Here is a 23,218-nt window from a genome sequence, read left to right on the forward strand (position 1 = left end):
TCCCGTGGAGTGACCAGTTCTTTACTGGGATAGTGGATGCCGATGTACGAATGGCTGGATAGGGAAATCGTCGGGCACGGGCGCCTGCCTCTGCTCTTTTTCCTGCTCGGGTTTCTCGCGGCATTCCTCTTCATCCGGCTGAGCGTGCGGATGATCCGCGCCGAGGTCTCGTGGTGGCCGGGCAACGTGAAACCCGGCGGGCACCACGTCCACCACGTGGTGTTCGGCGTCGTGACGATGCTCATGTCCGGTGTCGCCCTCATCGCCGTGTACGAGGACGGCACCCAGACCACCGGCGCCGTCCTCGCCACGTTCTTCGGGATCGGCGCCGCGCTGGTGCTGGACGAGTTCGCGCTGATCTTCTACCTGCAGGACGTGTACTGGGCGGACGAGGGCCGGACGTCCGTCGATGCCGTGTTCGTCGCGATCGCCGTCACCGGTCTGCTGCTCCTCGGGCTCCGTCCGCTCGAACTGATCAACGTCACCGACTTCCGGGACTCCCCGGATCCCTGGGTACGGGTAGCGATCGCGCTGTCTTCGGTGATCAACCTGCTCATCGCGGCGGTGGTGCTGCTGAAGGGGAAGATCTGGACCGGACTGCTCGGATTGTTCGTCTTCCCGATCCTGCTGATCGGGGCGCTCCGGCTGAGCAGGCCGAGCGCGCCGTGGGCACGGTGGCGCTACACGTCCAAGCCGAAGCGGATGCTGCGGGCGCTCGAACGGGAGCGCAAGTGGCGGCGTCCGGTCATCAGGGCCAAGATCTTCGTGCAGGACTTCATCGCCGGCACTCCCAGCGCGGTGCACGTGAAGGAAGCCGCGGAGCATGCCAAGGTGGCGGCCGAGGTGGAACTCGACCACGTGGTGCATGCGGCGCCACCGCCGATTTCGCTTCACCCCGTGGCGTCTGGCACAATGGACGGGTTGCCTGGACCAGGCAGCAGTACTTGATCTGGGCACGAACCAGACGAGCACCGGTGTTCTCCGAACGTCCGGGTGCCGCTCGGTTCCTCTGCTCCTGCGAAAACGCAAGGATGGAACACCGATGAACACTCTCGATTTCCTGGACAAGAAGTCCCTCCGCGACGACATTCCCGAGTTCCGTCCCGGCGACACCCTCAACGTGCACGTCAAGGTCATCGAAGGCTCCAAGGAGCGCGTGCAGGTCTTCAAGGGCGTCGTGATCCGCCGTCAGGGCGGCGGCGTCCGCGAGACCTTCACCGTCCGCAAGGTCTCCTTCGGTGTCGGCGTCGAGCGCACCTTCCCGGTTCACAGCCCCAACCTGGCGCAGATCGAGGTCGTCACCCGCGGTGACGTCCGTCGCGCCAAGCTGTACTACCTCCGCGATCTGCGTGGCAAGGCCGCCAAGATCAAGGAAAAGCGCTGACCTTTCCGATGAGCCCGGCACTGCGTACGCGCAGTGCCGGGCTAATCTGATTTCGTGACAGATTCTTCGAAGGAGCGGGCATTGTCGTCGGAATCCGAGACCACCGGCGATTCGGCCGCCACCTCCGCAGCGAACGGCGGTGCGGCGGAGCCCGAGAAGAAGCCCCGCTCCTTCCTCCGCGAGTTGCCGATCCTGATTCTGGTCGCGCTCGTCCTGAGTTTTCTGCTGCAGACGTTCGTCGCGCGGGTCTATCTCATTCCGTCGGAATCGATGGAACCGACGCTGCACGGCTGCGCAGGCTGCACCGGCGACCGCATCGTGGTCGAGAAGATCGGTTACCGCTTCGGTGATCCGAAACCGGGTGACGTGATCGTGTTCCGCGGCCCCGATTCGTGGTCACAGGATTTCGTCTCCACCCGCTCCTCCAACGTGGTGATCCGCGGTGCGCAGGAAGTCGGTTCCCTCGTCGGACTCGTCCCGCCGGACGAGAACGACCTCGTCAAGCGTGTGATCGCCACCGGCGGTCAGACCGTCGAATGCTGCGACGACCAGGGTCGCATCCTGGTGGACGGTCAGCCACTCGACGAGCCCTACGTCGTCATGGACTTCCCGTTCGTCCCCGGCTCCCAGACCTGCGACACCGCGCTGAAGTCGGCGCGCTGCTTCGGTCCCGTCACCGTCCCCGAGGGGCACCTGTGGATGATGGGCGACAACCGCAGCAACTCCGCGGACTCGCGGTACCACGTGGGCGACGACATGCAAGGCACCATCCCGCTCGACAACGTGATCGGAAAAGCGGTCTTCATCGCGTTGCCGCCGTCGCGGATGGGCACGATCAGTTCACCCGATATCCAGGGCAAGTGACTTCCTGGCCTCCACGCATCGTCATTCGCAGGTCGTCCGGTCTGCGGACGATGGAGTCGGCCCTGGTCCGCAGCGGACTCGGGCCGGTGGCCGGTGTCGACGAGGCCGGGCGGGGTGCGTGCGCGGGCCCGCTCGTCGTGGCGGCGTGTGTGCTCGCACCGAAGCCGTATCCGGCGCTGGCGCGGCTCGACGATTCGAAGAAGCTCACCGAACGCACGCGCGAGGAGCTGTTCCCGGCCATCACCCGGCTGGCAGTGGCGTGGAGCGTCGTGTCCTTCCCGGCGGAGGAAGTCGACCGCATGGGCGTCCACGTCGCCAACATCGAGGGCATGCGGCGTGCGGTCGCCGGGCTCTCGATGACCCCCGGTTACGTTCTCACCGACGGTTTCCGCGTCCCGGGGCTCCCGGCCCCGTCGCTGCCGGTGATCGGCGGCGACGCCGCGGCGGCATGCATCGCGGCGGCGAGCGTCCTGGCCAAGGTGTCGCGGGACCGGGTGATGGTCGCGATGGACGAGACGCACCCGGGTTACGGTTTCGCGATCCACAAGGGGTACAACACGCCCGCCCACCTGGCGGCGCTCGAGGAGCTGGGCCCGTGCCCGGAGCACCGCCGCTCGTGGTCGAATGTCGCGGCGCTGCTACACCGAGTGGATAACAGTTCCGGAAGTGCGAGATGATGACAATTCACACCAGAGCAGGAGGACTCCGAGACCGATGAGTGCCGAGGATCTCGAGAAGTACGAAACCGAGATGGAGCTGTCGCTCTACCGCGAGTATCGGGACATCGTCGGTCAGTTCTCCTATGTCGTGGAGACCGAGCGCCGGTTCTATCTGGCCAACTCGGTGGAGTTGCTGCCGCACAACGCAGACGGCGAGATCTACTTCGAGCTGCGCATGTCCGATGCCTGGGTGTGGGACATGTACCGTCCCGCGCGGTTCGTGAAGTACGTCCGCGTCATCACGTTCAAGGACGTGAACATCGAGGAACTCGACAAGCCGGACCTGCGGCTCCCGGACAACGGTCTGTCCTGACGATCCGAAGTTCCCGGCCGCGTACGATCATCCGATGACCGGACCGAGGCGCGTCGCGCTGGCTCTGGGGAGTGGCGGCGCCAGGGGATACGCCCACATCGGCGCGATTCAGGTACTCGAGGAGCGCGGATTCGAGATCGTCGGAGTCGCAGGATCGTCGATGGGCGCCCTCGTGGGTGGCCTCCACGCCGCGGGGAAGCTCGACGACTTCACCCGGTGGGCGATCGGTCTGACCCAGCTGGACGTCGTGCGGCTTCTCGACCTGTCGGTGTCGGCACCTGGCGCCATCCACGCCGAGAAGATCCTGCACCGGGTTCGGGAGATCCTCGGCGAGATCCGTATCGAAGACCTTCCCATTCCGTATACCGCCGTGGCCACCGATCTCGCTGCGGGCCGGTCGGTGTGGTTCCAGCGCGGCCCCGTCGACGCGGCGATCCGCGCGTCGATCGCCATCCCCGGCGTCATCACGCCGTATGTGCTCAACGGCAGGGTCCTCGCGGACGGTGGGGTGCTCGACCCGCTGCCGATGGCGCCGCTGGTGTCGGTGAGCGCCGACCTGACCGTCGGGATCAGCCTGGGCGCGGAGGATCGGGACGGTCGTTCGCTGGCCCCGGAGAACGTCAGCGCGGACTCGCGGCCGGTGGACGAGTGGATGGCCCGCTTCCGTCGCAGCGCCGCGCAGCTGCGTGACCTGGACATCGTGCGGTCGGTGGTCGGACGGTTCGGCGCCGCGCACACCGACCCGGATCCGTCGGAGGAGCCGGACGGCCCCCTGATCGGTGATCAGCCCGTGGTCGAGGGCGACGCGGTGGCCGTCCCGAAGTTCAGCCGGTTCGCGGTGATGAACCGCTCGCTCGACGTGATGCAGGCGACGTTGGCCCGGTACCAGCTCGCCGCGTACCCACCGGACGTGCAGGTCCGGGTTCCCCGGAACGCGTGCCGCAGCCTCGACTTCCATCGGGCCGCCGAGATGATCGAACTGGGCCGGGTGCTCACCGGGCGCGCGCTCGACGACGCCGGACTCACCTCGACGACGGTCGCCGCGTCTCCGGCCGATTCGGACGGCGAGCCCGGCTGACGGCGGAAGGGCCGGTGCTTCGCAGCACCGACCCTTCCCGTCACGGGGGTGTCAGCTGGTGGCCCGCGCCCGCGCGGCGCCGAGGTCACCCACGGACTCGTCGTCGGCGTGATCGACGTGCTGCGGAGCCACGAGCAGGCAGAGGATGCTGACGGCGCACATCCCGATCAGGAGTCCGATCACCGGCCACACGCTGCCGGTGGCCTGGTACATGAGTGTCGAGACCAACGGCGACAGTCCACCGAAGAGCGCGCCGGCACCATTTGCATCGGTGTGAACCCCGGATCGCGGGACCGGGAAGCGTGCGCGCAGATCGAGGCCCTGCCGGGTATCGAATTCCTGATGCGATCGCTCGGCAGATTCGACCTGATCGGCACCGTCGCCGCCGATTCGTCGGGCGATCTCTACTCCCTCGCCGAGCAAATCCGGACGATCGACGGGTGGTGGCGCTGGAGACCTGGACGCACCTCGAGGTGTTCAAGGAGCACTACGCCAGGAGCCTCGACGTGCGCGGATAGGTGCGTCCCGGAACCGGGCACGTCGGCCGGGCAACTGTGAGACGATCGGCCGATGCGCCTCGGGTTGCACGCCCTCGGAATCGGCACCGGCGCTCGCCGCGCCGTGATCGACGCGGTCGCGGTAGCCGCCGAGAACAGCGGATTCGCCACGCTGTGGGCCGGCGAACACGTCGTGATGGTGGACCGATCGGCGTCGCGGTACCCGTACGCGGACGACGGAAAGATCGCCGTCCCCGCTGTCGCGGACTGGCTCGACCCGATGATCGGGCTGAGCTTCGCCGCGGCAGCCACCCGGACGATCGGCGTCGCCACCGGGATAGTGCTGCTGCCCGAACACAATCCCGTGCTCATGGCCAAGCAGGCGGCGACGCTGGATCTGATGAGCGGTGGCAGGCTGACGCTCGGCGTCGGCATCGGCTGGTCCAGGGAAGAATTCGCTGCGCTCGGCATTCCGTTCGAGCGCCGCGGCGAGCGCGCCGCCGAATACGTCGCGGCGATGCGCACCCTGTGGAGTGACGACGTTGCGACGTTCGACGGCGAGTTCGTCCACTTCGACTCGATTCGGGTCAACCCGAAACCCGTCCGCGAGCGCCGGATTCCGGTCGTGCTCGGCGGCAACACCGATGCCGCTCTTCGTCGGGTCGCGGCGTGGGGCGACGGCTGGTACGGCTTCAACCTGGACGGCGTCGACGCCGTCGCCGAACGGATCCGCACGATCCACGCACTGTGCCGCGACGCGGGGCGCGATCCCGCCGGCTTGCGCCTGGCCGTTGCCCTGCGCGAAGTGGACCCGTCCGACGTCGGCGCCCTGGCCGGTGCGGGAGTCGACGAACTCGTCCTGGTCGAATCACCACCCGAGGATCCGGGTGAGGCCGCCGAGTGGGTGGCCGGTCTCGCACGCCGCTGGATGCCGGCCGTCGGCTGACCGTCTTGACAGCCCTGGCCTGGCGTTTCCTCGCGCACGGCCGTCGCGGAATGCCGAGTTGTCCACAACGTGTGATCCATCCACAGCCCAAAGTGTTCGCCCAGTTCGAGCACTTCTTCCGGAATCCGGGTCGGCCACGGTGGTGCGAGAGGCGCGGTTCGCATCGGTGGGCCGCCGCGGGACGGGGTGGAGGCTGCTGTGGCGCACAATCTCGCGCTTGGTGCACATGGGGAGGATCTGGCCGCCCGGTACCTCACCGAGGCGGGCATGGAGATCGTCGAGCGCAACTGGCGATCCCGGTACGGTGAGGTCGATCTCATTGCGACGGAGGGGGACTGGCTCGTCTTCGTCGAAGTGAAGACACGGCGCGGTCTGGGATACGGCACTCCGGCCGAGGCGGTGACGTTCTCCAAGCAGCGACGCATCCGTTTGCTGGCGGTGGAATGGTTGCGGGAGTCGAGCCGGCACTGGTCGCGGGTGCGGTTCGACGTCGTCGCGATCATGATCGGGCACGGTCCGCAACCCCAGATCGAGCACGTCCGGGACGCGTTCTGATGGCATTGGGGCGCGCGCATTCGGTGGCGGTGACCGGGGTGGACGGTCAGCTCGTCGAGATCGAGGCCGACATCGGCCGTGGGCTTCCCGCAGTGCATCTGGTCGGGCTGCCGGACACCGCGCTGTCGGAGGCGCGTGACCGGATCAGGGCCGCGGTCGCGAATTCGGGTGAGGAGTGGCCGGATTCGAAGGTGATTCTCGCGTTGTCGCCGGCGACCCTGCCGAAGGTCGGGTCGGTCTACGATCTCGCGCTCGTCGCCGCCGTGCTCGATGCGGCCAAGCAGGTGAAGCGGCAGCGGCTGCGCGAGACCGTTCTGCTCGGCGAACTGGCGCTGGACGGGCGGCTCCGGTCGGTGCGCGGGATCCTGCCCGCGGTGCTGGCAGCGAAGAACGCGGGATGGGCGACGGTGGTGGTCCCGGTGCAGTCCCTGCCCGAGGCGGGGCTGGTCGGTGGTGTCGAGGTGCTCGGCGCGCACGATCTGAGGGCGGCGATCGCGTGGCTGCGAGAGGAGCGTGAACTCGAGTACCCAGAGCCGGCGCAGTGGGTCGCGCAACCGGTGCGTGCCGATCTGAGCGAGGTGGTGGGTCAGACGGAGGCGCGCTGGGCCATCGAGGTCGCGGCGGCCGGAGCGCACCACCTCATGCTCACCGGCCCACCCGGCGTCGGGAAGACGATGCTCGCGCAACGTCTTCCGGGAGTTCTGCCGCCGCTCACCGAGAGTGAATCGCTCGAGGTGACGGCAATCCACTCGGTGGCGGGGCTTCTGCCGCCCGAGCGCCCCCTCATCGACGTGCCGCCGTTCATCGCACCACACCACACCGCGTCGGTGAGTGCACTCGTCGGCGGCGGCAGCGGTGTCGCGAAACCCGGTGCGGTCAGTCGCGCCCACCGCGGGGTGCTGTTCCTCGACGAGTGCGCCGAGATCGGAACCAAGGTGCTCGAGGCTCTGCGGACCCCACTCGAGGACGGGGAGGTGCGGATCGCGCGACGGGATGGGGTCGCCCGCTACCCGGCGCGTTTCCAGCTGATCCTCGCGGCCAATCCGTGCCCGTGCGCGCCGCCGCGGGAGGCGGACTGCGTGTGCGCGCCGACCGCCCGGCGACGCTATCTCGGAAAGTTGTCGGGACCACTGATGGCCGCGTTGACCTGCGTGTGCGAATGCAGGCCGTCGCGACCGGAGCGTTCATCGACGACGTCGGCGAGAGCACCGAGGACGTCCGGCAGCGGGTGGCCGAGGCGCGCGCCGCCGCCGGCGAGCGGTGGAGCGACTACGGGTGGCGCACCAACGCGGAGGTGCCGGGCCCGGCCCTGCGGCAGAAGTTCCGGTTGGCGCGCCCGGCGCTGGCGCCGGTGGAGCGAGCGCTGCGCAAGGGGCTGATCACGGCCCGGGGGGCCGATCGCGCATTACGAGTGGCTAGAGCAGTAATCTAGCGGTTATGAGAGTAGCGGCGTACCTGCGGCAATCCATGGACCGAGACGGCAACGAGTACGGCGTCGACCGTCAACGCGGTGACGTCGAAACCTTTGCGGCACAACGGGGGTGGACGATTGTTGAGTGGTTCGTCGACAACGACGTGTCGGCCACGTCCCGCAAGCCGAGGCCCCGGTTCGAGGACATGTTGCGCCTCGTCGACGAGGGCGGCGTCGACGTCATCGTGGCCCGCCACATGGACCGGCTACTGCGCAAGCTGGCCGAACTCGAACACGTGATGAACCGGTGCCAGCCTCACGGCGTCACCGTCGTGACGACGTCCGACGGCGTGGACACCTCGACCGACGGGGGCCGCCTCGTGGCCCGGATCCTGGCCTCGGTGGGCCAAGGTGAGGTCGAGCGTAAGTCCGCCCGCCAACGGTCGGCGGTGGCGCAGGCGGCCACACAGGGCCGGTGGGTGGGCGGCCGCCGGGCGTTTGGTTACGAGGCCGACGGGGTGACGATCCGCCCCGACGAGGCCGCCGCCATTCGCGAGGGTTACGCCGCCGTCCTGGCGGGCGAACCGGTCACGGCGGTGGTGCGCGCGTGGAACGCGGCGGGCCTGTCGTCCACGCAGAACAAACGGGACGGCACGCCGAACACGTGGGCGCGTGAGGGTGCCCGAGACGTCCTACTCAACCCCCGCAACGCGGGCCTGCGCCGCCACCGCCCCGAGGGGGCGAACGGCACGTTTCGCAAGGATCCCGAGGCGTTCGTCGTGGGCAAGGCCGAGTGGCCCGGCATCGTCGACGAGGACACCTGGCGGGCGGCGGTACGCGTCCTCGTCTCACCCGACCGGCGGCGGGAACCGCTCAACGCACAGGCCCTACTCACCGGCGTGGCCCGGTGCGGTGCGTGCGACGACGGGGCCTCGGTCCACACCGGGGGAGCACGGCGTCACTATCGGACGTACCGGTGCCGCCAGCGTCCCGGCCACCTCGCGCGCAAGGCGGATCCGATCGAGGAATACGTCGAGGCCGTGATCGTCGAGCGGTTGTCTCGTCCCGACGCCCTCGAGGTGTTCGCCCCCGAGGTCGAGGAATCGACCCGTGACCTGTCCGCCGAGGCCGACACCCTGCGCCGCCGCCTCAAGGCCCTGGCGATCGACTACGCCGACGACGCAATGACCCGTGAACAGTTTCGCGCCGTCAACGACCGCGTGCGCACGCGCTTGGCGGAACTCGAGTCCGACATGGCCAGCGCCGGGGCCGCCGACCTCGTGGCCCCGCTCGTCACGAGTGGCGACGTGGCGGCGGCGTGGGCGGCCCTGTCGACCCCGCGCAAGCGGGCCGTGATTGACGCCCTGGTCACCGTCACGTTGCACCCGTTGGGCCGTGGCCGTCACTCGTTTACGGCCGAGTCGTTCGCCGCCACGATTGGGATTGATTGGCACAACGTTGATGCATAATCAAGTGACACAAGGGATTTCGGTACTTGCGGACCATGCGCGCCGCACGTAGTCTCTTGGACACGGCGCTAGTCGGCTGACACCCCGGCGGCGCGAGGTTCAATTCCTCCAAACGAGTCACGGAAACGCCCCACCTGTCCGTGACTCGTTTGGAGTAGCAATGGCGACCACCGCCCCAACACGCCGCCTGGCGTCTATCGCGGCCACAGCGCGTTATACAGGCGTCAGCAAGACCACCATTCGCCGACGCCTCGAAGATCGCACCTTGTCCGAGATTCGGTTCGGCCCCCGCACGGTGCGTATTGATCTCGACGAGGTCGACCGCGTGTTCGGCCTCGGTGACCCGTCGTGACCCCCGAAATGGCCGCCGTCGTTCGCGCCGTCGTCGACAAGGCCCCGCCCCTCACCCTGGCGCAACGTGACCGCCTGCGCATCGTCGTCGGCACCTCGACGCCGCCTCGACCGGTGAGGGCCGCCGCGTGATTGCCGCGTACGCCGTCCTCGGCATCGTGGCCGCGTGGTGGGGCTACGTCGCCTCGTACGGCCACACCAGACCGCAGTGACCCGCCAGCGCACACCTGTTCCGCCCGCCACGAGGGGGCTACGCCCCCGTAAAACGCCAATGCCGCCAGGGGACCAACCCGGCGGCAACGGCCTAGCGAACAGGAATCTCAACGTGTCCCATGATACCGAAACCGCGTGGCATTACCTGCCGCCGTGCCGTGAGTGCCGGTCACAGTCGATCGTGTGCGAGGTCGGCCCCGTCGCTACCGCCGATCTGCCCCTCGGGGCGTGGGTGTTCGTCTTGCGCCACGCCGCCACCTGCACCAAGGCGGTGACCGAGTGAACGCCGAACAGGTTCTCGGATCCCGCAAACCCGGCGACAAGGCGGACCTCGGGGCGTACGTGCGGGCACTGGCCGAGGCCGGTTTGCACATCGTGCTCGTCGAGCCGAACGCCAAGGCCCCGTTGGATATGCGCTCACCTGCGGCACGCCGCGAGGACGACGAGGTGGCACAGGCCGCCGCCAAGGCCGCCGGTAACCCCCGGTGGGCCAACGTGCGGTCGTCCGCAGGCGTTCACCTGGCCACGACGGACACCGACCGCCTCGACGCCTACGTGGCCGCCGCAGGCAAGCGGTACGGCGTCGACACGGTGAACCTCGGTGTCGAGGTCGGCCGGTCCCGCCTCGTGATCGTCGACGCCGACAACGGTGCCGACGTCGAGGCGTTCCAATCCGCTCACGCCGCCGAGGCCGGGGAGACGATCACCCCGACGGTGGACACGCCGGGCAAGCGTGACGCCTCGGGAACGTGGGTGCACAAGGACGGCGGGCACTTTTGGTTCACCGTGCCCGAGGGCGTCGAGTTGCCCGAGGGCACCGGCGCGTACACCGTCGACGGGTGGACGGCGTACTACGCCGACCGCCAACTGTTGATCGCCCCCTCGGAACGCCCCGAGGGTCCGTACACGTGGCGCGGGGGTATCCGTCCCCTGCCGACGTGGCTGCACGCCAGGATCACCGCACAGGCCGACGTACGCACCGCCAAGGCCGCCGAACGCATGGCCACCATGGGTGACTCACCGATCGACACGTGGTCGGCGGCGACACCGTGGGCCGACGTCCTCGAACCGCGCGGGTGGGTCGACTCGGGGCGGGTGTCCAACTGCGGGTGCCCCGAGTGGACGGCACCGGGACCACACGACTCCCACAAGTCGGCCACGGCGCACGATCTCGGGTGCACCGACGGCCGGTACGACGGGGCCAACGGTCACGCGCCACTGCACGTGTGGACGGACAACCCGCCGGACGGTATCGCCGCCTACGTGCGCAAGTTCAACACCCGCACTCTGTCGAAAGTGCAGTACATCGCGTGGACCGACCACGCCGGTGACCTCGACGCCGCGTGCACCGCACTCGGTATCCCGTACTCGGACGAGGCGGGGGCGATATGGGACGTGGCCGAGGCGGTCCTCGACGTGCCGGTGGCCTCGACCGACCCGCACGACCCCGAGTTGATGCGCCAGGTATTCGGGTTCTCACCGGTGACGGCGCACCTTCTCGAACAGGCCCGGATCCGCCTCGTCGGCCCGTGGTCGGCCCTGCTGGTGGCCCTGGCCCACGCCACCGTGTTGACGCCGTGGTGGGTGCGCCTGCCCGCCATCGTGGGCGGTGACGCGTCGATCAACTCGTTGGTGGCCCTCGTCGGCGGTTCGGGTGCGGGTAAGGGGATCAGTGCCGGGGGCGGGGGTGTGCCGATCCTGTCCTGGCACCGTGACCCCACCGTGGACGACGGCCTAATCGACGCCGGGCAAACCGTCGACGACGCCCTCACGCCGATCACGGTCGGTTCCGGTGAGGCCCTGGCCACGTTGTTTCGAGACTGGCGCAAGGTTCCGCACACCGACGAGGACACCGGCAAGGTCACCGAGCGGTTGAAACTCGTCACGATCCGGCGGGCGGCGTGGGTGGATTTCTCGGAAATCGACCAAGTGACGGCCCTCATGCGCCGTGAATCGTCGACGTTGAGTAGCGAACTGCGCAAGCTGTGGGACGGCAAAGCCCTTGGGGTACACACCAAGTCGGTCGAACGCCGGTCCGAGGTGGCCGCGTTCACCTACCGGGCGGCGGTGACGTTCGGCGTACAGCCCGAGCGGGCCGAACCGTTGCTTGCGGGTGAGGACGGCGGACTGCCGCAACGCCTCGTGTGGGTGTCCACGTCCGATCCGGCCGTGCCCGACGAGGACGACGGGGTGCCGGACACGTTGCCGGTTCCGGCACCCTCATGGAAGCGCACGGGCGACGACGAGTACGTGTACATGGGCGTCACCGAGACGGTGCGGAAACAGATCCGGGCCGATCGTCGGGCGGTACAACGTGAGGCCGCCGGTGCCCTCACCGGGATCGACGCGCACCGCAACCTCGTACGCCTCAAGTTGGCGGCGGCGGTGGCTGTCCTGCACGGCCGCGCCGACGTGACCGATCCCGATTGGGAACTTGCGGGCCTGTTGCTTGAGCACAGCGACCGGGTGCGGGCGGCGGTACGCAAGTCGATCACCACGGCCCACAAGGCCGCACACGAGGCCCGTGGGGCCGCCGACGTGCACCGCGCCGAGGGCGAACGGGCGACACGGGATAAGGCGATCGAGGCGGCGGCGGTGTCGATTCACGGGTACCTGTCCAAGCGCAAGGGGACGGTGTTCACGACGCGCGATATCAAGGCGTCGGGCAAGCCCGGTAGCCCTCGGCGGCTCTACTGCGCCGAGGCCCTGGCCGTCCTCGTCGACGAGGGTGCCGTGTGCCACGGCCCCGACTCGCACACGAAGACAACCACCTATCAGTGGAACGCCGACCGAGGGGCCGAGTCGTGACGAAGTGTGGACCCGTGGACCCGTGGACCCTACGGGGGGTCTGTCTGAAAAGCGGTCAATTCTGCCTCACCCGTGATTCATATAAATACATACATTTACCTGGGGTTTTGCGGTTCGGGGGCCGTGGCCACCGATTGACCCAAATCCCATGGGGTCGAGGGTCCACGGGTCCACGGGTCCACACTTCGCGCCCCACCAACGAGAGGAACCAATCGTGACGAGTGAATCCGTCACCGGGATCAAGGTCACCGGGATCAACGGCACCGTGTTCGATCTCGTCAACGGCACCGAGGGGGCCGTACTCACGGCGGGCCTTGGCGGTGTCCTGTTGCCGTCGTTTGACCGCCAGGACACGAGGACGGCGCGGGCACCGGGGCGACGTGTCGGCGGCATCAAGTGGGATCCGTCGACCCTGCGGGCACGGGTGACCGTTGCCGACACGTGGTTGAGCCGCCCCGACGGCCGGTTCCGCAAGGGTGCGGCGTGGATCGACCTCGACCGCACGTTCAAGGGGGCGTTCTCACCCCTGGCGGCGTCCCTCGTCACCGTGGCGGCCCCGAACGGCCCTCGGACCCTCCGGGGCCGCCTCGAGGCCCTTGAGGACGTCACCGAGGGCGGTGGCCCCCTGCGAGACGTGCACGGCCGCGCCGACTATGAACTCACTCTCGGGGCCGATCACCCGTTCTGGCAGGGTGCGCCGATCGTGCTCGACTTCCCGTACGCGGACACCGGCGCGGCCAACTACTACGGGCCGACCAACGCCGCGCCGCCGTTCGTGATCTCACGGGCCAACGCGCTGGCCCGTGCCACCGTCCTCAATCCCGGTGAGGCCCCGGCATATCCGACGTGGGAGATCACCGGCCCCGCAACGGCCACCGTCGGGGTGGGCGACCACGTCACCGAGGTCGAGGCCCTGGCCACCGGCCAACGCCTCACGATCCTGACCGAACCCAACGGGATGGACGTCACCGACGCCGAGGGGAACCGGGCGTGGTCGTTCCTGCGGACGTGGGATTTCGCCGCCCTACCGGCCGGTGAGTCCTCGACAGTCCTGGCCGGCATCGTCGGGGGCGGCCCCGGCGCGAGTATCCGCATGACAGTCACGCCCAACTATTTGTCCTGGCAGTAACCACAATCGAAGGGATCCACCCATGTCCGAGCACTTGACCACCACACCCGTCGACCACGTGCGCGCCACCCGGTACGCCCTGGCCCTCGTTGCCGCCCACAGGGGCGACCCGTTGCCGTTCGTGGCGATCACCGAGGAACTGGCCGAGCAACCCGAGGAACGGCGCATAGCGCGCACGATGAACGCACTGGCCGAGATAGCCCTCGGCATCATCGGCCAGGTCAACGGGTACGAGAACGTCGAGGACGAACTACGGCAGGCGTTGGCCGTCACGCAGGCGGCGGCCGATCAACAGGCAGCGGCACAGGCCGACGAGGGCGGTGACGATGCCAGGGCGTGACGATCCGTGGACGATCGAGGTCAACGAGGCGGTGCGCCAGTACCGCCGCCGGACTCGGCTCAAGTTGTCGCCCAGTAAACGACGACGTGACGAGCGCGAGAATGCCAACGATCGGCGAATGCTCGAACGCCGCGAACAGGCCCGCCGAGACATGGCGGGCACGATCGCGTGGTTGCAGTCCATGAATGACGATGAATAAAGATGCACGATCTGTTCGAACGGTTGATAACGAATAGATCACGCAGACTCTTAAGGTCGGGGGGTATGCGAGATTCGGGCCAATACCCTAGGGGGGTACCGGGTAGGGGTCGGAATCACGGCAGCAGTCGCTCTCGTTCACCCCCCTCCCTCGCCCCCCATTCGCGTGCACAGATGGGGAGCAAAATGTGACAACGAACGGGCCTGGCCCGTCGTCGCGTGAGGTCGACTGTGCAGGTAGGGCCTCAGCGTGGCCCTGAGGGCCGGGAATCGGCACCCCTGCGGGGCTGGTCCGAGCGCCCTCACGTGGCACTTAGGGTTACCTACTAAACAGGTCTCGGCAAACAACGCCGGATTAGTGGAGGAAGGGGTGGGGTATGCGCCGTCGTCCAGGGTACCCCCCCTGGGGTATTAGGTAACGGTGTCGTTATCTAATGTTCGAATGGGTGCATAGTCATGCACCGAATATGCACGCGCCGAGTACGATCGGGGCATGACGCCGACCCCGAAAACCATACGCGCGGGCGGTGGCCTGCGGTGAACAACGCCGACGAACAGGCCCGCCTACTCGGCATCGTGGACGCCGAGGCGGCCCGCCGTGCGGCCCGTTCCGAGGCCCCACAGGACGACGCCGACGATAAACCGGCGGCCCCGGCCATGGTCGAGGTGCCGGTGCGCGACGTGGGCGAGGTCTACATGTCCGCCGAGGCGGCGGTTGGGTTGGACGATCGGTATTGGAGTCACAGTCCCCAGGGGTAGGGCTACCCCTCGAACCGATTGCCGCGCAGCGGGTTACGACAACGCTGCGCCTTGGCGTGTGTATTGTCATGGGTGCGAACGGATATGCCACGCGGACTCTAGACCGAACCCCTCTAGGCAAGCCGAACCGTTGCCCGTTTCGCCCCTGCCATACGAAGGATGGTCCGCGAGATACCGGCGTCGCCGGTCAATCCGCCAGCCATATAGCGGGTCGTAGGGACTCCCCAATCACGCCGTGCCGTATCGGCACGCGAGTCCTTAAGGATCACCCATGAATCTGCACGAACAGCGCAACGCGCTTATCAAGGCGGCGCAGGCGATCACCGCCAAGATCAAGGCCGAGAGCCGGGCGGCCACGGCCGAGGAAACCGCCGACCTCACCGCCAAGGCCGCCGAACTCGACGACCTCGACACCAAGATCAAGGCGGCCGACAACTCGTCGGACACCCTGCGCCGCCTCGACGGACTCGTCAAGAGCGGTGACAACGGTCCCGAACGTTTCCTCGGCCTGTCGACCCGACAGGGCCGCAAGGCCACGGTCGAACCGCTGATCAAGGCCATGGCTGGCCCGGATCCGATGGTCAAGGCCGTGGTACCCGACGGCACCGCCGTCGGTGATATCACCATGGTCGGGATCTACGAACGGCCCGAGTTGCCGACGTCGATCCTCGACCTGTTGCCGTTCCAAAAGGTCGGCGCGCACTGGGCCTACATGAAGGAAATCGAGCGCACCGACAACGCCGCCGTGGTGCCTGTCGGTGAGGTCAAGCCGAGCTCGAACTACCGGTACGAGCGCGTCGACGAAAAGTTGCGCGTCGTGGCCCACCTGTCGGAACCGATCGACAAGTACATTCTCGAGGACGCGGTTGTGCTCTCCGAGCACTTGCAGAACCGCATGATTCGGGGGCTGTACCTGGCCGTCGAGCAGGCGATCTTGGTCGGTGACGGCGCAGTGGCGGCCGGACCCCCGAAGGTCGACAACATTCGGGGCATTCTCAATATCTCGGGTATCCAGGCGCAGGCGTTCGCCACCGACCTGTTGACCGTGATCCGCAAGGGCATCACCGCCCTCGAAACCCTCGGCCACGAGGCCACGGCCCTCGTGCTGTCGCCCTCGGACTGGGAGGCCCTGGAACTCACCCGGCGCACCGGTGACGGTGGGTTCGATCTCGGCCCCGCCAACCTGCCCGTGGACCGCGCCAAGCGTCTCGTGTGGGGCGTGCCGACGGTGATCTCGAACAACCTCCCGGCCAAGACCGGCGTGTTGCTCGACACCTCGGCCGTCACGTTCGTCGGTGACGGCCGCGTGGCCGTCGAGTGGAACCGGTTCTCGGGGTTCTCCACCAACGAGGTCGAGATGCGTACCGAGGGCCGGTTCGGCGTCGCCCTCAACTCGCCCCTCGGCGTGGTCAAGCTGGCCACCAAGGCGTAACCCGCACCCGTCCACACAGGCCAACGGCCCCCGCCTTACTCGGCTAGGCGGGGGCCGTTGCTGTGTGCTAGCTGGTTGCCGCCACCACGTCACCGGTGAGCGTCGCGGTGTTTCCACTCTTAGAGCGGACGACGGACCCGTCACGGACGAACCGCTCCCACAGGCCCGGCGCAAACACGGCCACGACGTCGCGCGGAATTCCGTTGCCGGATTCGTAGACAAACAGGTGGCCTTCGGAAACGGTCGCGAACGCGCCCTTCTCGATGGAGTACTTGGTGTTGCTGGAATAGACGATGACAGCCATGTGGGGCGTGCCCTTCTAACTTGAACGAATAGCAGACCGGCCGGTCTGCCACGAGAACTCTAAACGGTCCGGCCGACACCGAGCCGACCGTGCGCCGGGGCCTCGGCTACCGTGCAGCCAACGACCCGAGGACAGGGGAGGGAAGCCCCTGCCCTCGGGTCGTCCTACGCGGTGTCGTCGAGGCGGGTGGGACCGCCGTTGTCGGTGCGCGTCCACCGGTAACCGGCCTCGTCGGTGAACGTGATCTCGACGCGCAGGCGTGCACCCTCGGCCGAAACTGAGTACGCCATGACGGCGTTCTGATCCGGGGTGAGGGTCGTCATCCACTCGTCGGCCAGGTGGCCGTTCAGTGCCTCCTGCAATGCCGGTTGAATCCGTGGCGCAAGTTGGGGTCCTGCCAACGCGCCCATCTGTGCCCCGTTCATTCCACCCATTCCGCCCAACATGCCCGCCAACGGGTTGGCCCGGCCCACCGCCGTTCCGACTGCGGCACCGATAGCGTCCGACAACAGATTGGAGAACAGTTCGCCGGTTGCGATCTTGCCGTTGGCCTGTTCGCACGCATCGGGAATCTCGGTGCCCTGCACGTCGATCGCCACGACACGGACGCCGAGGTCGGTGATCGGTGCATTGCTGAGGTTCGACACCTTGACCGACCACATGCCCTTTCCGAACACGCTGGTCGGGACTGCGGTTGGCACCACCTTGCGGGCCTGCGCGGCGATCCGGTCGTTCTCGGCGCGTAGCAGTGCGCTCATCTGTTCGTCGTGCCGGTCACGTTCGATCTGCGCCTTACGGTCACTCTCGGCGCGTTCGGCCCTGGCCTTGCGCGGTTCACGCCACGCTGCGATATACAGCGCGATCAACACGCCGAGTGTGGTTGCGGTCGATTGGGTGACGGCAAGCCATGTGGGAACGGTGGACAACGGGCCTCCTAGTGGTGGGGTCGGCAAAAGGGTAGGCCCGGCGTCCGACAGTTGAAAGCGGAACGGTGTCGTCCTCGAGTCCCCGCCTCGGCAAAGCAGCGGCAAATCTCATTAGTCCGCTATCCGCGTGCACTAGCGGTGGCGTGGACGGTGAGCGATCTGGCCGGGCTGGGCATGCCGGGCCCGGAGCAGGTGGTCACCGCGTTGGGTTTTCGTGATCGGAGCTTTCAATGACGGTGGAAATTCGAAGTGACGCAACGGATCCGAGTGGAGTTCACGATCCGCGCCGGTTGGCGTGGGCGTATCTGTCGAAGGTGGTGCAGGGGCCGTGTCCGGCGCTGTCCCGTCTCGTGGAGGAGGTGGGGCCGGAGGAGGCTGCGCGGGCCGTGCGGGTAAGGGATCTGTCGGACATGCTGGGGGAGCGGACGGTGGCCCGTGCCCATGTGGACACGGCCGCGGACGATCTCGAACTGGTGGCGGGAATGGGTGGCCGGATCGTGACGCCGGACGACGACGAGTGGCCTCAGTGGCGGCTCCTCGGTTTCGGGAATCTGTCGCGGTCGCGGGACGAGGGTCCGCCGCTCGCTCTGTGGGTGCTCGGTTCGCGCCCGGTGGCCGAACTCACCGATCGGGCAATCTCGATTGTGGGGACACGGGCGGCGAGCGGGTACGGCGAGCGCGTGACAGCGGAGATTGCGGGTGATCTCGCCGTCGACGGGTGGACGATCGTGTCGGGCGCAGCATTCGGGGTCGACGGCGCCGCGCATCGTGCGGCGCTGAGTGTCGGGGGCCTGACGGTGGCGGTGCTGGCGTGTGGTGTGGATCGCGCGTACCCGGCGGGGCATGCGCGCTTGCTGCGGCAGATCGCGCAGAACGGTGCGGTGATCAGCGAGTACGCGCCGGGCACGACTCCGGCGAAACATCGGTTCCTGGCGCGGAACCGGTTGGTGGCGAGCCTGTCCGACGGGGTGGTCGTGGTGGAGGCCGGCTGGCGCAGCGGCGCCCGGAACACCGTGAGCTGGGCGCGCAAACTGGGGCGTCCGGTGATGGCGGTGCCCGGTCCGGTGACGTCGGCGTCGTCGACCGGGTGCAATCGGATGATTCGGGAGGGTGAGGCGAGGTTGGTCGCGAACGCCGGTGACGTGGTGGAGGAGGCCGGGCCGATCGGGCTGCGGGACGGCCCCGAGGTGGTCCGCGATCTCGACGCGCTGTCGGGCGACGCCCTGCTGGTGTACGAGGCGTTGCCGACCGCCGGACCGCGCGGGGTCCGGGAACTGTCCGAACTGTCCGGAGTCGCGGTGGAGCAGGTCCGCGCCGTGCTCCCGCTGCTGGAGATGGAGGGCTTCGTCGGCTCCGACGACACCGGATGGTCGCGGCAGCGGTGAGACGGGGCCGGCTCGGGGGCAGGCGACCTGAATGCATTCTCAGGCGTGGCCGGTGTTCCGCGCGTGCTGTGCCTCGACTTTCGCCCATTCCGTGCCGCGGTAATTGGCGAGGCGCAGTTCCTCGGCTTCGTCGAAGGTGTACCACTCGGTGCTGGGGCGGTCCGGCAGGACGCCGCGCAGGTACTCGCCGAGATAGTGCAGGGGACCTTCCCAGCCCGTTCCGACGCCGTAGCAGCCCGTGTCCGGGTCGTTGCGGAAGACGTCGGCGACGGAGGCGTGTTCCAACTCCAACCACGTCGCGTCCGGACCGTCGGCGGTCAGCCGGACCTCGACCTGGTCGCTGTAACCAGGGTCGCCGGGCGGAGTCCACTGCAGCCGCAGCAGATGTGGGGCGTCGCAGGCCAGGATCTCTCCACTGGCCTGGCCCTGCAGGGCGAAGGAACCGCCCGCGCGCAGATCGCCGCTGAGCGGGAGGAAGAAGCGGTCGACGCGGTCCGGGGTCGTGATGGCATTCCAGACGTCGTCGATCGGCGCGTCGTAGCGTCGCCTGAGCACCGCCGTTCGCGCTGCACCCTCGGCGATGTCCCGGTTGCCCATCCTCCGCTGCACTGTCGTCAGGCTGGTGTCCTGACCGGCGATCTCGTTCACTGTCGGTCTCCTTCTGTCGATGATTCGGGGTGTGCGGCTCGGCTCGGCCGGGGATCCTGACGACTCCCGCGGGCGAGTTCGGTGGCCAGGGCGTCGAGCGGCTGGCTCCAGAACCGGCGGAACCCGTCGAGCCATCGATCCACTTCCTGCAGCGGTGCAGGCTCGACCGCGTAGAGACGTCTGGTGCCTTCGCGCCGGACCGTAGCGAACCCGTTCTCCCGAAGCACCCGCAGGTGTCCGGACACCGTCGGCTGTGAGATCCCGAACTCGGCGGCTGCGACTTCGGTCACCTGACCGGCCGAGAGTTCGCCCTCGGACAGGAGTTCCATGATCCGCCGCCGAACGGGGTCGCCGAGTACGTCGAACGCATGCACACACCCTTTATATCGGTTGTCGCCAATATAGGCAAGGACCGAAGTGTGGCGCGGTTCGACTCTTCGTCACGCTCCGGCCTGCGCAAAGGGTGAGTCGAACCGACCGATCGGCGACGAGGTGGAGTAGAAACGTCTCTGGAACGCACCTCGCAAACCGCATGCGATACCCACAGGTGGATCAGCGTCACGTCAGGAGTGAGATATGGGGTCAGCCGAGGATTTGTGGCGGAACTTCGTCGCGCACGTGTTGAGCTTGTTGTTCGCTTCCGGCTCGTAAACGACTCCGGCCGTTGCCGGCAGTCTCTCCTGTACCGTAGTTAGGTAACACTAACCAACTTGAGTTCATTGGAGAGATGCCTGTGGCAAAGCCGACCGCAACACTGACCGTGCTCCGGACCGAATGGCTGACCCCGCACATGGTGCGGGTCATCCTCGGCGACCCGGGATTCGACAGCTTCGTTCCCAACGCCTGCACCGACGCGTACGCGAAACTCGAATTCGGAAGCCCCGAAGCGCCGGTCCTGCGCACCTACACGATCCGGTCGGTGGACCCGTCGGCGCGGGAGATCGCGATCGACTTCGTGGTCCACGGCGACGCCGGCGTCGCCGGACCGTGGGCTGCGGCCGCGGCGGCCGGTGACATCCTGACGCTGCGCGGCCCCGGAGGGGCGTTCGCACCGGACCCGGCGGCCGACTGGTACCTGTTCGCGGGCGACGAGACCGCGATTCCCGCCATCTCGGCATCCGTCGAGAAACTCGACGCGTCGGCGGTGGGGAGGGTGATCATCGAGGTCGCAGGCTCGGACGACGAGATCGCCTTCGACGCGCCCGCGGGTGTCGACGTCACGTGGATCCACCGCGGCGACACGGCGGACCGGATCGGGGACGAGGCGTCGGGAGACAACGCCCCCCTCGTCGCCGCGGTCCGCGACACCGAATGGCTGCCCGGAGACGCGCAGGTGTTCATTCACGGTGAGGCGCAGGCCGTGATGCACAACCTCCGCTCCTACGTGCGCAACGAGCGGGGCGTCCCCGCTCGTTCCGCGTCGATCTCCGGATACTGGCGCCGCGGTCGCACCGAGGAAGGCTTCCGGGTGTGGAAGTCCGAGCTCGCCGCGAGCGAGGGTGCCTCCCGCTGACACGCTGACCCGGCGGACGCGCTACGACGTGCGCGTCCGCCGCGTCAGCACCAGCAGCGACAGCATGGCCACGGCGCCCGCCGACGGGATCGCGACAGCCATCGGGACGGCACTGTCGGGTCCGGCGATCCCGACCAGCGGCGAGACCACCGCGGCGAGACCGAACTGACCTGCCCCGAGGAGCGCGGACCCGGTGCCGGACGCCTTGGTCACCTCGCCCTGAGCCAGCGCCGTCGCGTTGCCCATCACGAAACCGATGCTCGACACCGAGACGAACAGCGGGATCAGGATCGCCCACCAGGGCGGCGAATCGATCGTTGTCGCGGCGAGCAGCAGTACGGCGCCCGCCGCCAGGAGCAGCGTGACCCCGAAACCGAGCAACTGCCGGGCATGGAACGTGCCGACGAGCCGTGTGTTCACGATCGCGGCGCTCACCATGCCCGCCGCGTTCACGGCGAACACCATCGAGAACTGCCCCGGACTGAGGCCGAGGACGTTCTGCACGACGAACGGGGACGCGGAGATGTACGAGAAGAGCGCGACGAACCCGAACATGAACGTGAACGCGTAACCCAGGTACACGCGGTTGCCGACGACGTAGTGCAGGTTCCGGACGAGTGCCGTGAGCCCGCCGCCGTGCCGGTTCTCCTCGGGAAGCGTCTCCGGGACGAGGATCAGCACGCCCGCGAACATCGCCACCCCGGCGGCGGTGAGGACCCAGAAGATCCCTCGCCAGCCGACCGGCCCGAGCAGGGCCCCGCCCAGCAGCGGCGCGACCACCGGTGCGACGCCGCCGATGATCATCATGATGCTGAAGAGCCGGGCGGCGCTGTCGCCGCGGGCCCGGTCGGCGATGCAGGCGCGGGCGAGCACGATCGCCGCGCCGCCGCTCAGTCCCTGGAAAAGTCGTGCGGCGATGAGGGTTTCGACGGTCGGGGCGAGAGCGCAGGCCATCGCGGCGAGCGTCGTCACGACGGTGGCGCCGATCAGCAGGCGACGGCGACCGAGGCCGTCCGACAACGGTCCGACCACGAGCTGGCCGATCCCGAGCCCGGCCATGAATGTGGTCAACGTCAGCTGCACGCTCGGCGCCGACGTGTTCAGGCTCTCCGTCATCAGGGGGAGACCGGGGAGATACATGTCGGTGGCGAGTGGAGCGATCGCGGACAGTAACGCCAGAACACACAACATCGGGATGGAGATCGTTCGCTGCACAAAAGAACTCTAGCGGCGCGGCTGCTTGATTCATGTCCCGCCCGAGTCGACTGCTGCCTCTGTGAGCAGCGACCTGCCGGCACCGTTGGAGCTGGTACTCGAGGCGTACACCCGGCATCTCGGGCTCGAACGGGGTCGATCGCCGCACACCGTGAAGGCGTACGCCCCGGACGCGAAGTCGCTGCTGCAGCAATGGTTGTCGACGGCACCGGACGAATACCTCGGAGAGCTCGACATCCAGGTGCTGCGGTCGTGGCCGGCGAGCCGGTCCGCGGCCGGCATCGCCGGACCACACTCGCCCGGCGGACGTCGTCGGTGCGCAACTTCACAGTCTGGCTGCTGCGGACCCGGCGCATCGCCACCGATCCCGGCGCCCGGCTGGGCGCCGCGAAGGCCCATCGGGCACTGCCCCCGGTGCTGCGGCAGTCGCAGGCGGCCGACGTGATGGACGCCGCCGAATCGGGCGCGCAGCAGAACGATCCGATCACGCTGCGGGACCGCCTCATAGTGTCCCCGGTGCGCCGAACCTTGAGCCCGCACGGGCCGCGTCACACGGCGGCGACGCACCGACTCGAGGGGCACCGCCGACCTGCGCGTGGTGCAGGAACTGCTCGGGCACGCCGGCCTCGCCACCACCCAGCTCTACTCGCACGTGTCCGTGGCGAGGCTGCGGTGCGGTGCACGATCAGGCGCATCCCCGGGCCTGATCCGGTTTGGTAGCGTCGCCCCACGAATCTGCAGTTGTTTCTGCACTATCCCGG

General features: G+C 68.1%; 26 protein-coding genes and 4 pseudogenes. 24 read left to right on the forward strand and 6 right to left on the reverse strand.

The annotated features are described in order from the left end of the window. Positions 1 to 42: 42 nt before the first annotated feature. The 6 genes from JWS14_RS35455 (at position 43) to JWS14_RS35480 (ending at position 4,358) form a co-directional block, all read left to right on the forward strand. Positions 43 to 948, forward strand: a complete 906-nt coding sequence (locus JWS14_RS35455; protein WP_072937973.1) for a hypothetical protein — start codon at positions 43 to 45, stop codon at positions 946 to 948. Positions 949 to 1,042: 94 nt separating this feature from the next. Beyond that, entirely contained in the window at positions 1,043 to 1,384 is a 342-nt protein-coding gene (rplS, locus tag JWS14_RS35460; RefSeq protein WP_005240490.1) for a 50S ribosomal protein L19, read from the forward strand. Positions 1,385 to 1,465: 81 nt separating this feature from the next. Next, complete coding sequence (lepB, locus tag JWS14_RS35465; RefSeq protein WP_072937810.1) at positions 1,466 to 2,248, forward strand: signal peptidase I; 783 nt, start codon at positions 1,466 to 1,468, stop codon at positions 2,246 to 2,248. Next, complete coding sequence (locus tag JWS14_RS35470) at positions 2,245 to 2,925, forward strand: ribonuclease HII (RefSeq protein WP_072937811.1); 681 nt, start codon at positions 2,245 to 2,247, stop codon at positions 2,923 to 2,925. Before lepB ends, JWS14_RS35470 begins: the two co-directional genes overlap by 4 nt. Positions 2,926 to 2,962: 37 nt before the next feature. Then, a complete protein-coding gene (locus JWS14_RS35475) occupies positions 2,963 to 3,280 on the forward strand; it encodes a DUF2469 domain-containing protein (protein ID WP_005240496.1) in 318 nt (105 codons plus the stop codon). A gap of 34 nt (positions 3,281 to 3,314) precedes the next feature. Beyond that, positions 3,315 to 4,358, forward strand: a complete 1,044-nt coding sequence (locus tag JWS14_RS35480) for a patatin-like phospholipase family protein (protein ID WP_072937812.1) — start codon at positions 3,315 to 3,317, stop codon at positions 4,356 to 4,358. Between the two features lie 51 nt (positions 4,359 to 4,409). On the opposite strand, the pseudogene JWS14_RS51520 reads toward JWS14_RS35480, so the two are convergent. Then, positions 4,410 to 4,619, reverse strand: a pseudogene (locus JWS14_RS51520) (MFS transporter); the annotation flags it as partial. A 6-nt stretch (positions 4,620 to 4,625) separates the two neighbouring features. Here JWS14_RS51520 and JWS14_RS51525 point away from each other — a divergent pair. The 14 genes and pseudogenes from JWS14_RS51525 to JWS14_RS35545 all read left to right on the forward strand — a co-directional run. After that, positions 4,626 to 4,876: pseudogene (locus tag JWS14_RS51525) on the forward strand (Lrp/AsnC family transcriptional regulator); the annotation flags it as partial. Positions 4,877 to 4,928: 52 nt separating this feature from the next. Next, positions 4,929 to 5,801 carry an LLM class F420-dependent oxidoreductase gene (locus JWS14_RS35490; RefSeq protein ID WP_072937813.1) on the forward strand — a complete coding sequence of 291 codons (873 nt, stop codon included), beginning with the start codon at positions 4,929 to 4,931 and terminating at the stop codon, positions 5,799 to 5,801. Between the two features lie 198 nt (positions 5,802 to 5,999). Then, positions 6,000 to 6,356 (forward strand): YraN family protein, encoded by a 357-nt coding sequence (locus JWS14_RS35495; protein ID WP_072937814.1) that lies wholly within the window; start codon positions 6,000 to 6,002, stop codon positions 6,354 to 6,356. After that, a pseudogene (locus tag JWS14_RS35500) lies at positions 6,356 to 7,773 on the forward strand (YifB family Mg chelatase-like AAA ATPase); the annotation flags it as partial. The gene JWS14_RS35495 and the pseudogene JWS14_RS35500, both read left to right, overlap by 1 nt. Positions 7,774 to 7,793: 20 nt before the next feature. Further along, complete coding sequence (locus tag JWS14_RS35505) at positions 7,794 to 9,236, forward strand: recombinase family protein (RefSeq protein WP_206015271.1); 1,443 nt, start codon at positions 7,794 to 7,796, stop codon at positions 9,234 to 9,236. A 160-nt stretch (positions 9,237 to 9,396) separates the two neighbouring features. Beyond that, positions 9,397 to 9,588, forward strand: coding sequence for a helix-turn-helix transcriptional regulator (locus tag JWS14_RS35510; RefSeq protein WP_206015272.1), 192 nt, complete (start codon positions 9,397 to 9,399; stop codon positions 9,586 to 9,588). Then, complete coding sequence (locus JWS14_RS51245; protein WP_259375975.1) at positions 9,585 to 9,719, forward strand: hypothetical protein; 135 nt, start codon at positions 9,585 to 9,587, stop codon at positions 9,717 to 9,719. Before JWS14_RS35510 ends, JWS14_RS51245 begins: the two co-directional genes overlap by 4 nt. A 193-nt stretch (positions 9,720 to 9,912) precedes the next feature. Beyond that, positions 9,913 to 10,083, forward strand: a complete 171-nt coding sequence (locus JWS14_RS35515) for a hypothetical protein (RefSeq protein ID WP_206015273.1) — start codon at positions 9,913 to 9,915, stop codon at positions 10,081 to 10,083. Beyond that, entirely contained in the window at positions 10,080 to 12,608 is a 2,529-nt protein-coding gene (locus tag JWS14_RS35520; protein ID WP_206015274.1) for a bifunctional DNA primase/polymerase, read from the forward strand. Before JWS14_RS35515 ends, JWS14_RS35520 begins: the two co-directional genes overlap by 4 nt. 214 nt (positions 12,609 to 12,822) lie before the next feature. Beyond that, a complete protein-coding gene (locus JWS14_RS35525) occupies positions 12,823 to 13,737 on the forward strand; it encodes a hypothetical protein (protein ID WP_206015275.1) in 915 nt (304 codons plus the stop codon). 22 nt (positions 13,738 to 13,759) lie between these two features. Further along, complete coding sequence (locus JWS14_RS35530) at positions 13,760 to 14,077, forward strand: hypothetical protein (RefSeq protein WP_206015276.1); 318 nt, start codon at positions 13,760 to 13,762, stop codon at positions 14,075 to 14,077. Further along, complete coding sequence (locus JWS14_RS35535) at positions 14,064 to 14,276, forward strand: hypothetical protein (RefSeq protein ID WP_206015277.1); 213 nt, start codon at positions 14,064 to 14,066, stop codon at positions 14,274 to 14,276. The genes JWS14_RS35530 and JWS14_RS35535 overlap by 14 nt, the downstream gene beginning before the upstream one ends. 536 nt (positions 14,277 to 14,812) lie before the next feature. Next, on the forward strand, positions 14,813 to 15,034 hold the full coding sequence (locus JWS14_RS35540) for a hypothetical protein (protein WP_206015278.1): 222 nt from the start codon (positions 14,813 to 14,815) through the stop codon (positions 15,032 to 15,034). A 271-nt stretch (positions 15,035 to 15,305) separates the two neighbouring features. After that, positions 15,306 to 16,466, forward strand: coding sequence for a phage major capsid protein (locus JWS14_RS35545; RefSeq protein ID WP_206015279.1), 1,161 nt, complete (start codon positions 15,306 to 15,308; stop codon positions 16,464 to 16,466). A 67-nt stretch (positions 16,467 to 16,533) separates the two neighbouring features. On the opposite strand, the gene JWS14_RS35550 is transcribed toward JWS14_RS35545, so the two are convergent. Together JWS14_RS35550 and JWS14_RS35555 are read right to left on the reverse strand one after the other, a co-directional pair. Then, a complete protein-coding gene (locus JWS14_RS35550) occupies positions 16,534 to 16,770 on the reverse strand; it encodes a hypothetical protein (RefSeq protein WP_206015280.1) in 237 nt (78 codons plus the stop codon). A gap of 164 nt (positions 16,771 to 16,934) precedes the next feature. Next, positions 16,935 to 17,696: a hypothetical protein gene (locus tag JWS14_RS35555; protein ID WP_206015281.1), complete on the reverse strand. Its 762-nt coding sequence runs from the start codon at positions 17,694 to 17,696 to the stop codon at positions 16,935 to 16,937. Between the two features lie 51 nt (positions 17,697 to 17,747). On the opposite strand from JWS14_RS35555, the gene JWS14_RS51250 reads away from it, so the two are divergent. Then, a complete protein-coding gene (locus JWS14_RS51250) occupies positions 17,748 to 17,930 on the forward strand; it encodes a magnesium chelatase subunit ChlI family protein (RefSeq protein WP_259375976.1) in 183 nt (60 codons plus the stop codon). Next, positions 17,927 to 19,081 (forward strand): DNA-processing protein DprA, encoded by a 1,155-nt coding sequence (gene dprA, locus JWS14_RS35565; RefSeq protein WP_206015282.1) that lies wholly within the window; start codon positions 17,927 to 17,929, stop codon positions 19,079 to 19,081. Before JWS14_RS51250 ends, dprA begins: the two co-directional genes overlap by 4 nt. Before the next feature lie 39 nt (positions 19,082 to 19,120). Here dprA and JWS14_RS35570 read toward each other — a convergent pair whose 3' ends face one another. Beyond that, positions 19,121 to 19,729 carry an SRPBCC family protein gene (locus JWS14_RS35570; RefSeq protein ID WP_083395555.1) on the reverse strand — a complete coding sequence of 203 codons (609 nt, stop codon included), beginning with the start codon at positions 19,727 to 19,729 and terminating at the stop codon, positions 19,121 to 19,123. Then, positions 19,726 to 20,103: an ArsR/SmtB family transcription factor gene (locus JWS14_RS35575; RefSeq protein WP_072937817.1), complete on the reverse strand. Its 378-nt coding sequence runs from the start codon at positions 20,101 to 20,103 to the stop codon at positions 19,726 to 19,728. Before JWS14_RS35575 ends, JWS14_RS35570 begins: the two co-directional genes overlap by 4 nt. A 359-nt stretch (positions 20,104 to 20,462) precedes the next feature. Here JWS14_RS35575 and JWS14_RS35580 point away from each other — a divergent pair, with 359 nt between their 5' ends. Beyond that, positions 20,463 to 21,242: a siderophore-interacting protein gene (locus JWS14_RS35580; protein WP_206015283.1), complete on the forward strand. Its 780-nt coding sequence runs from the start codon at positions 20,463 to 20,465 to the stop codon at positions 21,240 to 21,242. Positions 21,243 to 21,263: 21 nt separating this feature from the next. Here JWS14_RS35580 and JWS14_RS35585 read toward each other — a convergent pair whose 3' ends face one another. Then, positions 21,264 to 22,433, reverse strand: coding sequence for a multidrug effflux MFS transporter (locus JWS14_RS35585; RefSeq protein ID WP_095860767.1), 1,170 nt, complete (start codon positions 22,431 to 22,433; stop codon positions 21,264 to 21,266). Positions 22,434 to 22,542: 109 nt separating this feature from the next. On the opposite strand from JWS14_RS35585, the pseudogene JWS14_RS35590 reads away from it, so the two are divergent. Further along, positions 22,543 to 23,164: pseudogene (locus JWS14_RS35590) on the forward strand (site-specific integrase). Positions 23,165 to 23,218: the final 54 nt, after the last annotated feature.

The organism is Rhodococcus koreensis (genome assembly GCF_017068375.1).
GTDB lineage: Bacteria > Actinomycetota > Actinomycetes > Mycobacteriales > Mycobacteriaceae > Rhodococcus_F > Rhodococcus_F koreensis.

Bases quoted from the DNA above. Each gene is read 5' to 3' on its own strand.
- JWS14_RS35455 (WP_072937973.1), top strand. From the start codon at position 43: ATGTACGAATGGCTGGATAGGGAAATCGTCGGGCACGGGCGCCTGCCT.
- rplS (WP_005240490.1), top strand. From the start codon at position 1,043: ATGAACACTCTCGATTTCCTGGACAAGAAGTCCCTCCGCGACGACATT.
- JWS14_RS35475 (WP_005240496.1), top strand. From the start codon at position 2,963: ATGAGTGCCGAGGATCTCGAGAAGTACGAAACCGAGATGGAGCTGTCG.
- JWS14_RS35480 (WP_072937812.1), top strand. From the start codon at position 3,315: ATGACCGGACCGAGGCGCGTCGCGCTGGCTCTGGGGAGTGGCGGCGCC.
- JWS14_RS35490 (WP_072937813.1), top strand. From the start codon at position 4,929: ATGCGCCTCGGGTTGCACGCCCTCGGAATCGGCACCGGCGCTCGCCGC.
- JWS14_RS35505 (WP_206015271.1), top strand. From the start codon at position 7,794: ATGAGAGTAGCGGCGTACCTGCGGCAATCCATGGACCGAGACGGCAAC.
- JWS14_RS35510 (WP_206015272.1), top strand. From the start codon at position 9,397: ATGGCGACCACCGCCCCAACACGCCGCCTGGCGTCTATCGCGGCCACA.
- JWS14_RS35530 (WP_206015276.1), top strand. From the start codon at position 13,760: ATGTCCGAGCACTTGACCACCACACCCGTCGACCACGTGCGCGCCACC.
- JWS14_RS35535 (WP_206015277.1), top strand. From the start codon at position 14,064: ATGCCAGGGCGTGACGATCCGTGGACGATCGAGGTCAACGAGGCGGTG.
- JWS14_RS35545 (WP_206015279.1), top strand. From the start codon at position 15,306: ATGAATCTGCACGAACAGCGCAACGCGCTTATCAAGGCGGCGCAGGCG.
- JWS14_RS35550 (WP_206015280.1), bottom strand. From the start codon at position 16,770: ATGGCTGTCATCGTCTATTCCAGCAACACCAAGTACTCCATCGAGAAG.
- dprA (WP_206015282.1), top strand. From the start codon at position 17,927: ATGACGGTGGAAATTCGAAGTGACGCAACGGATCCGAGTGGAGTTCAC.
- JWS14_RS35585 (WP_095860767.1), bottom strand. From the start codon at position 22,433: ATGTTGTGTGTTCTGGCGTTACTGTCCGCGATCGCTCCACTCGCCACC.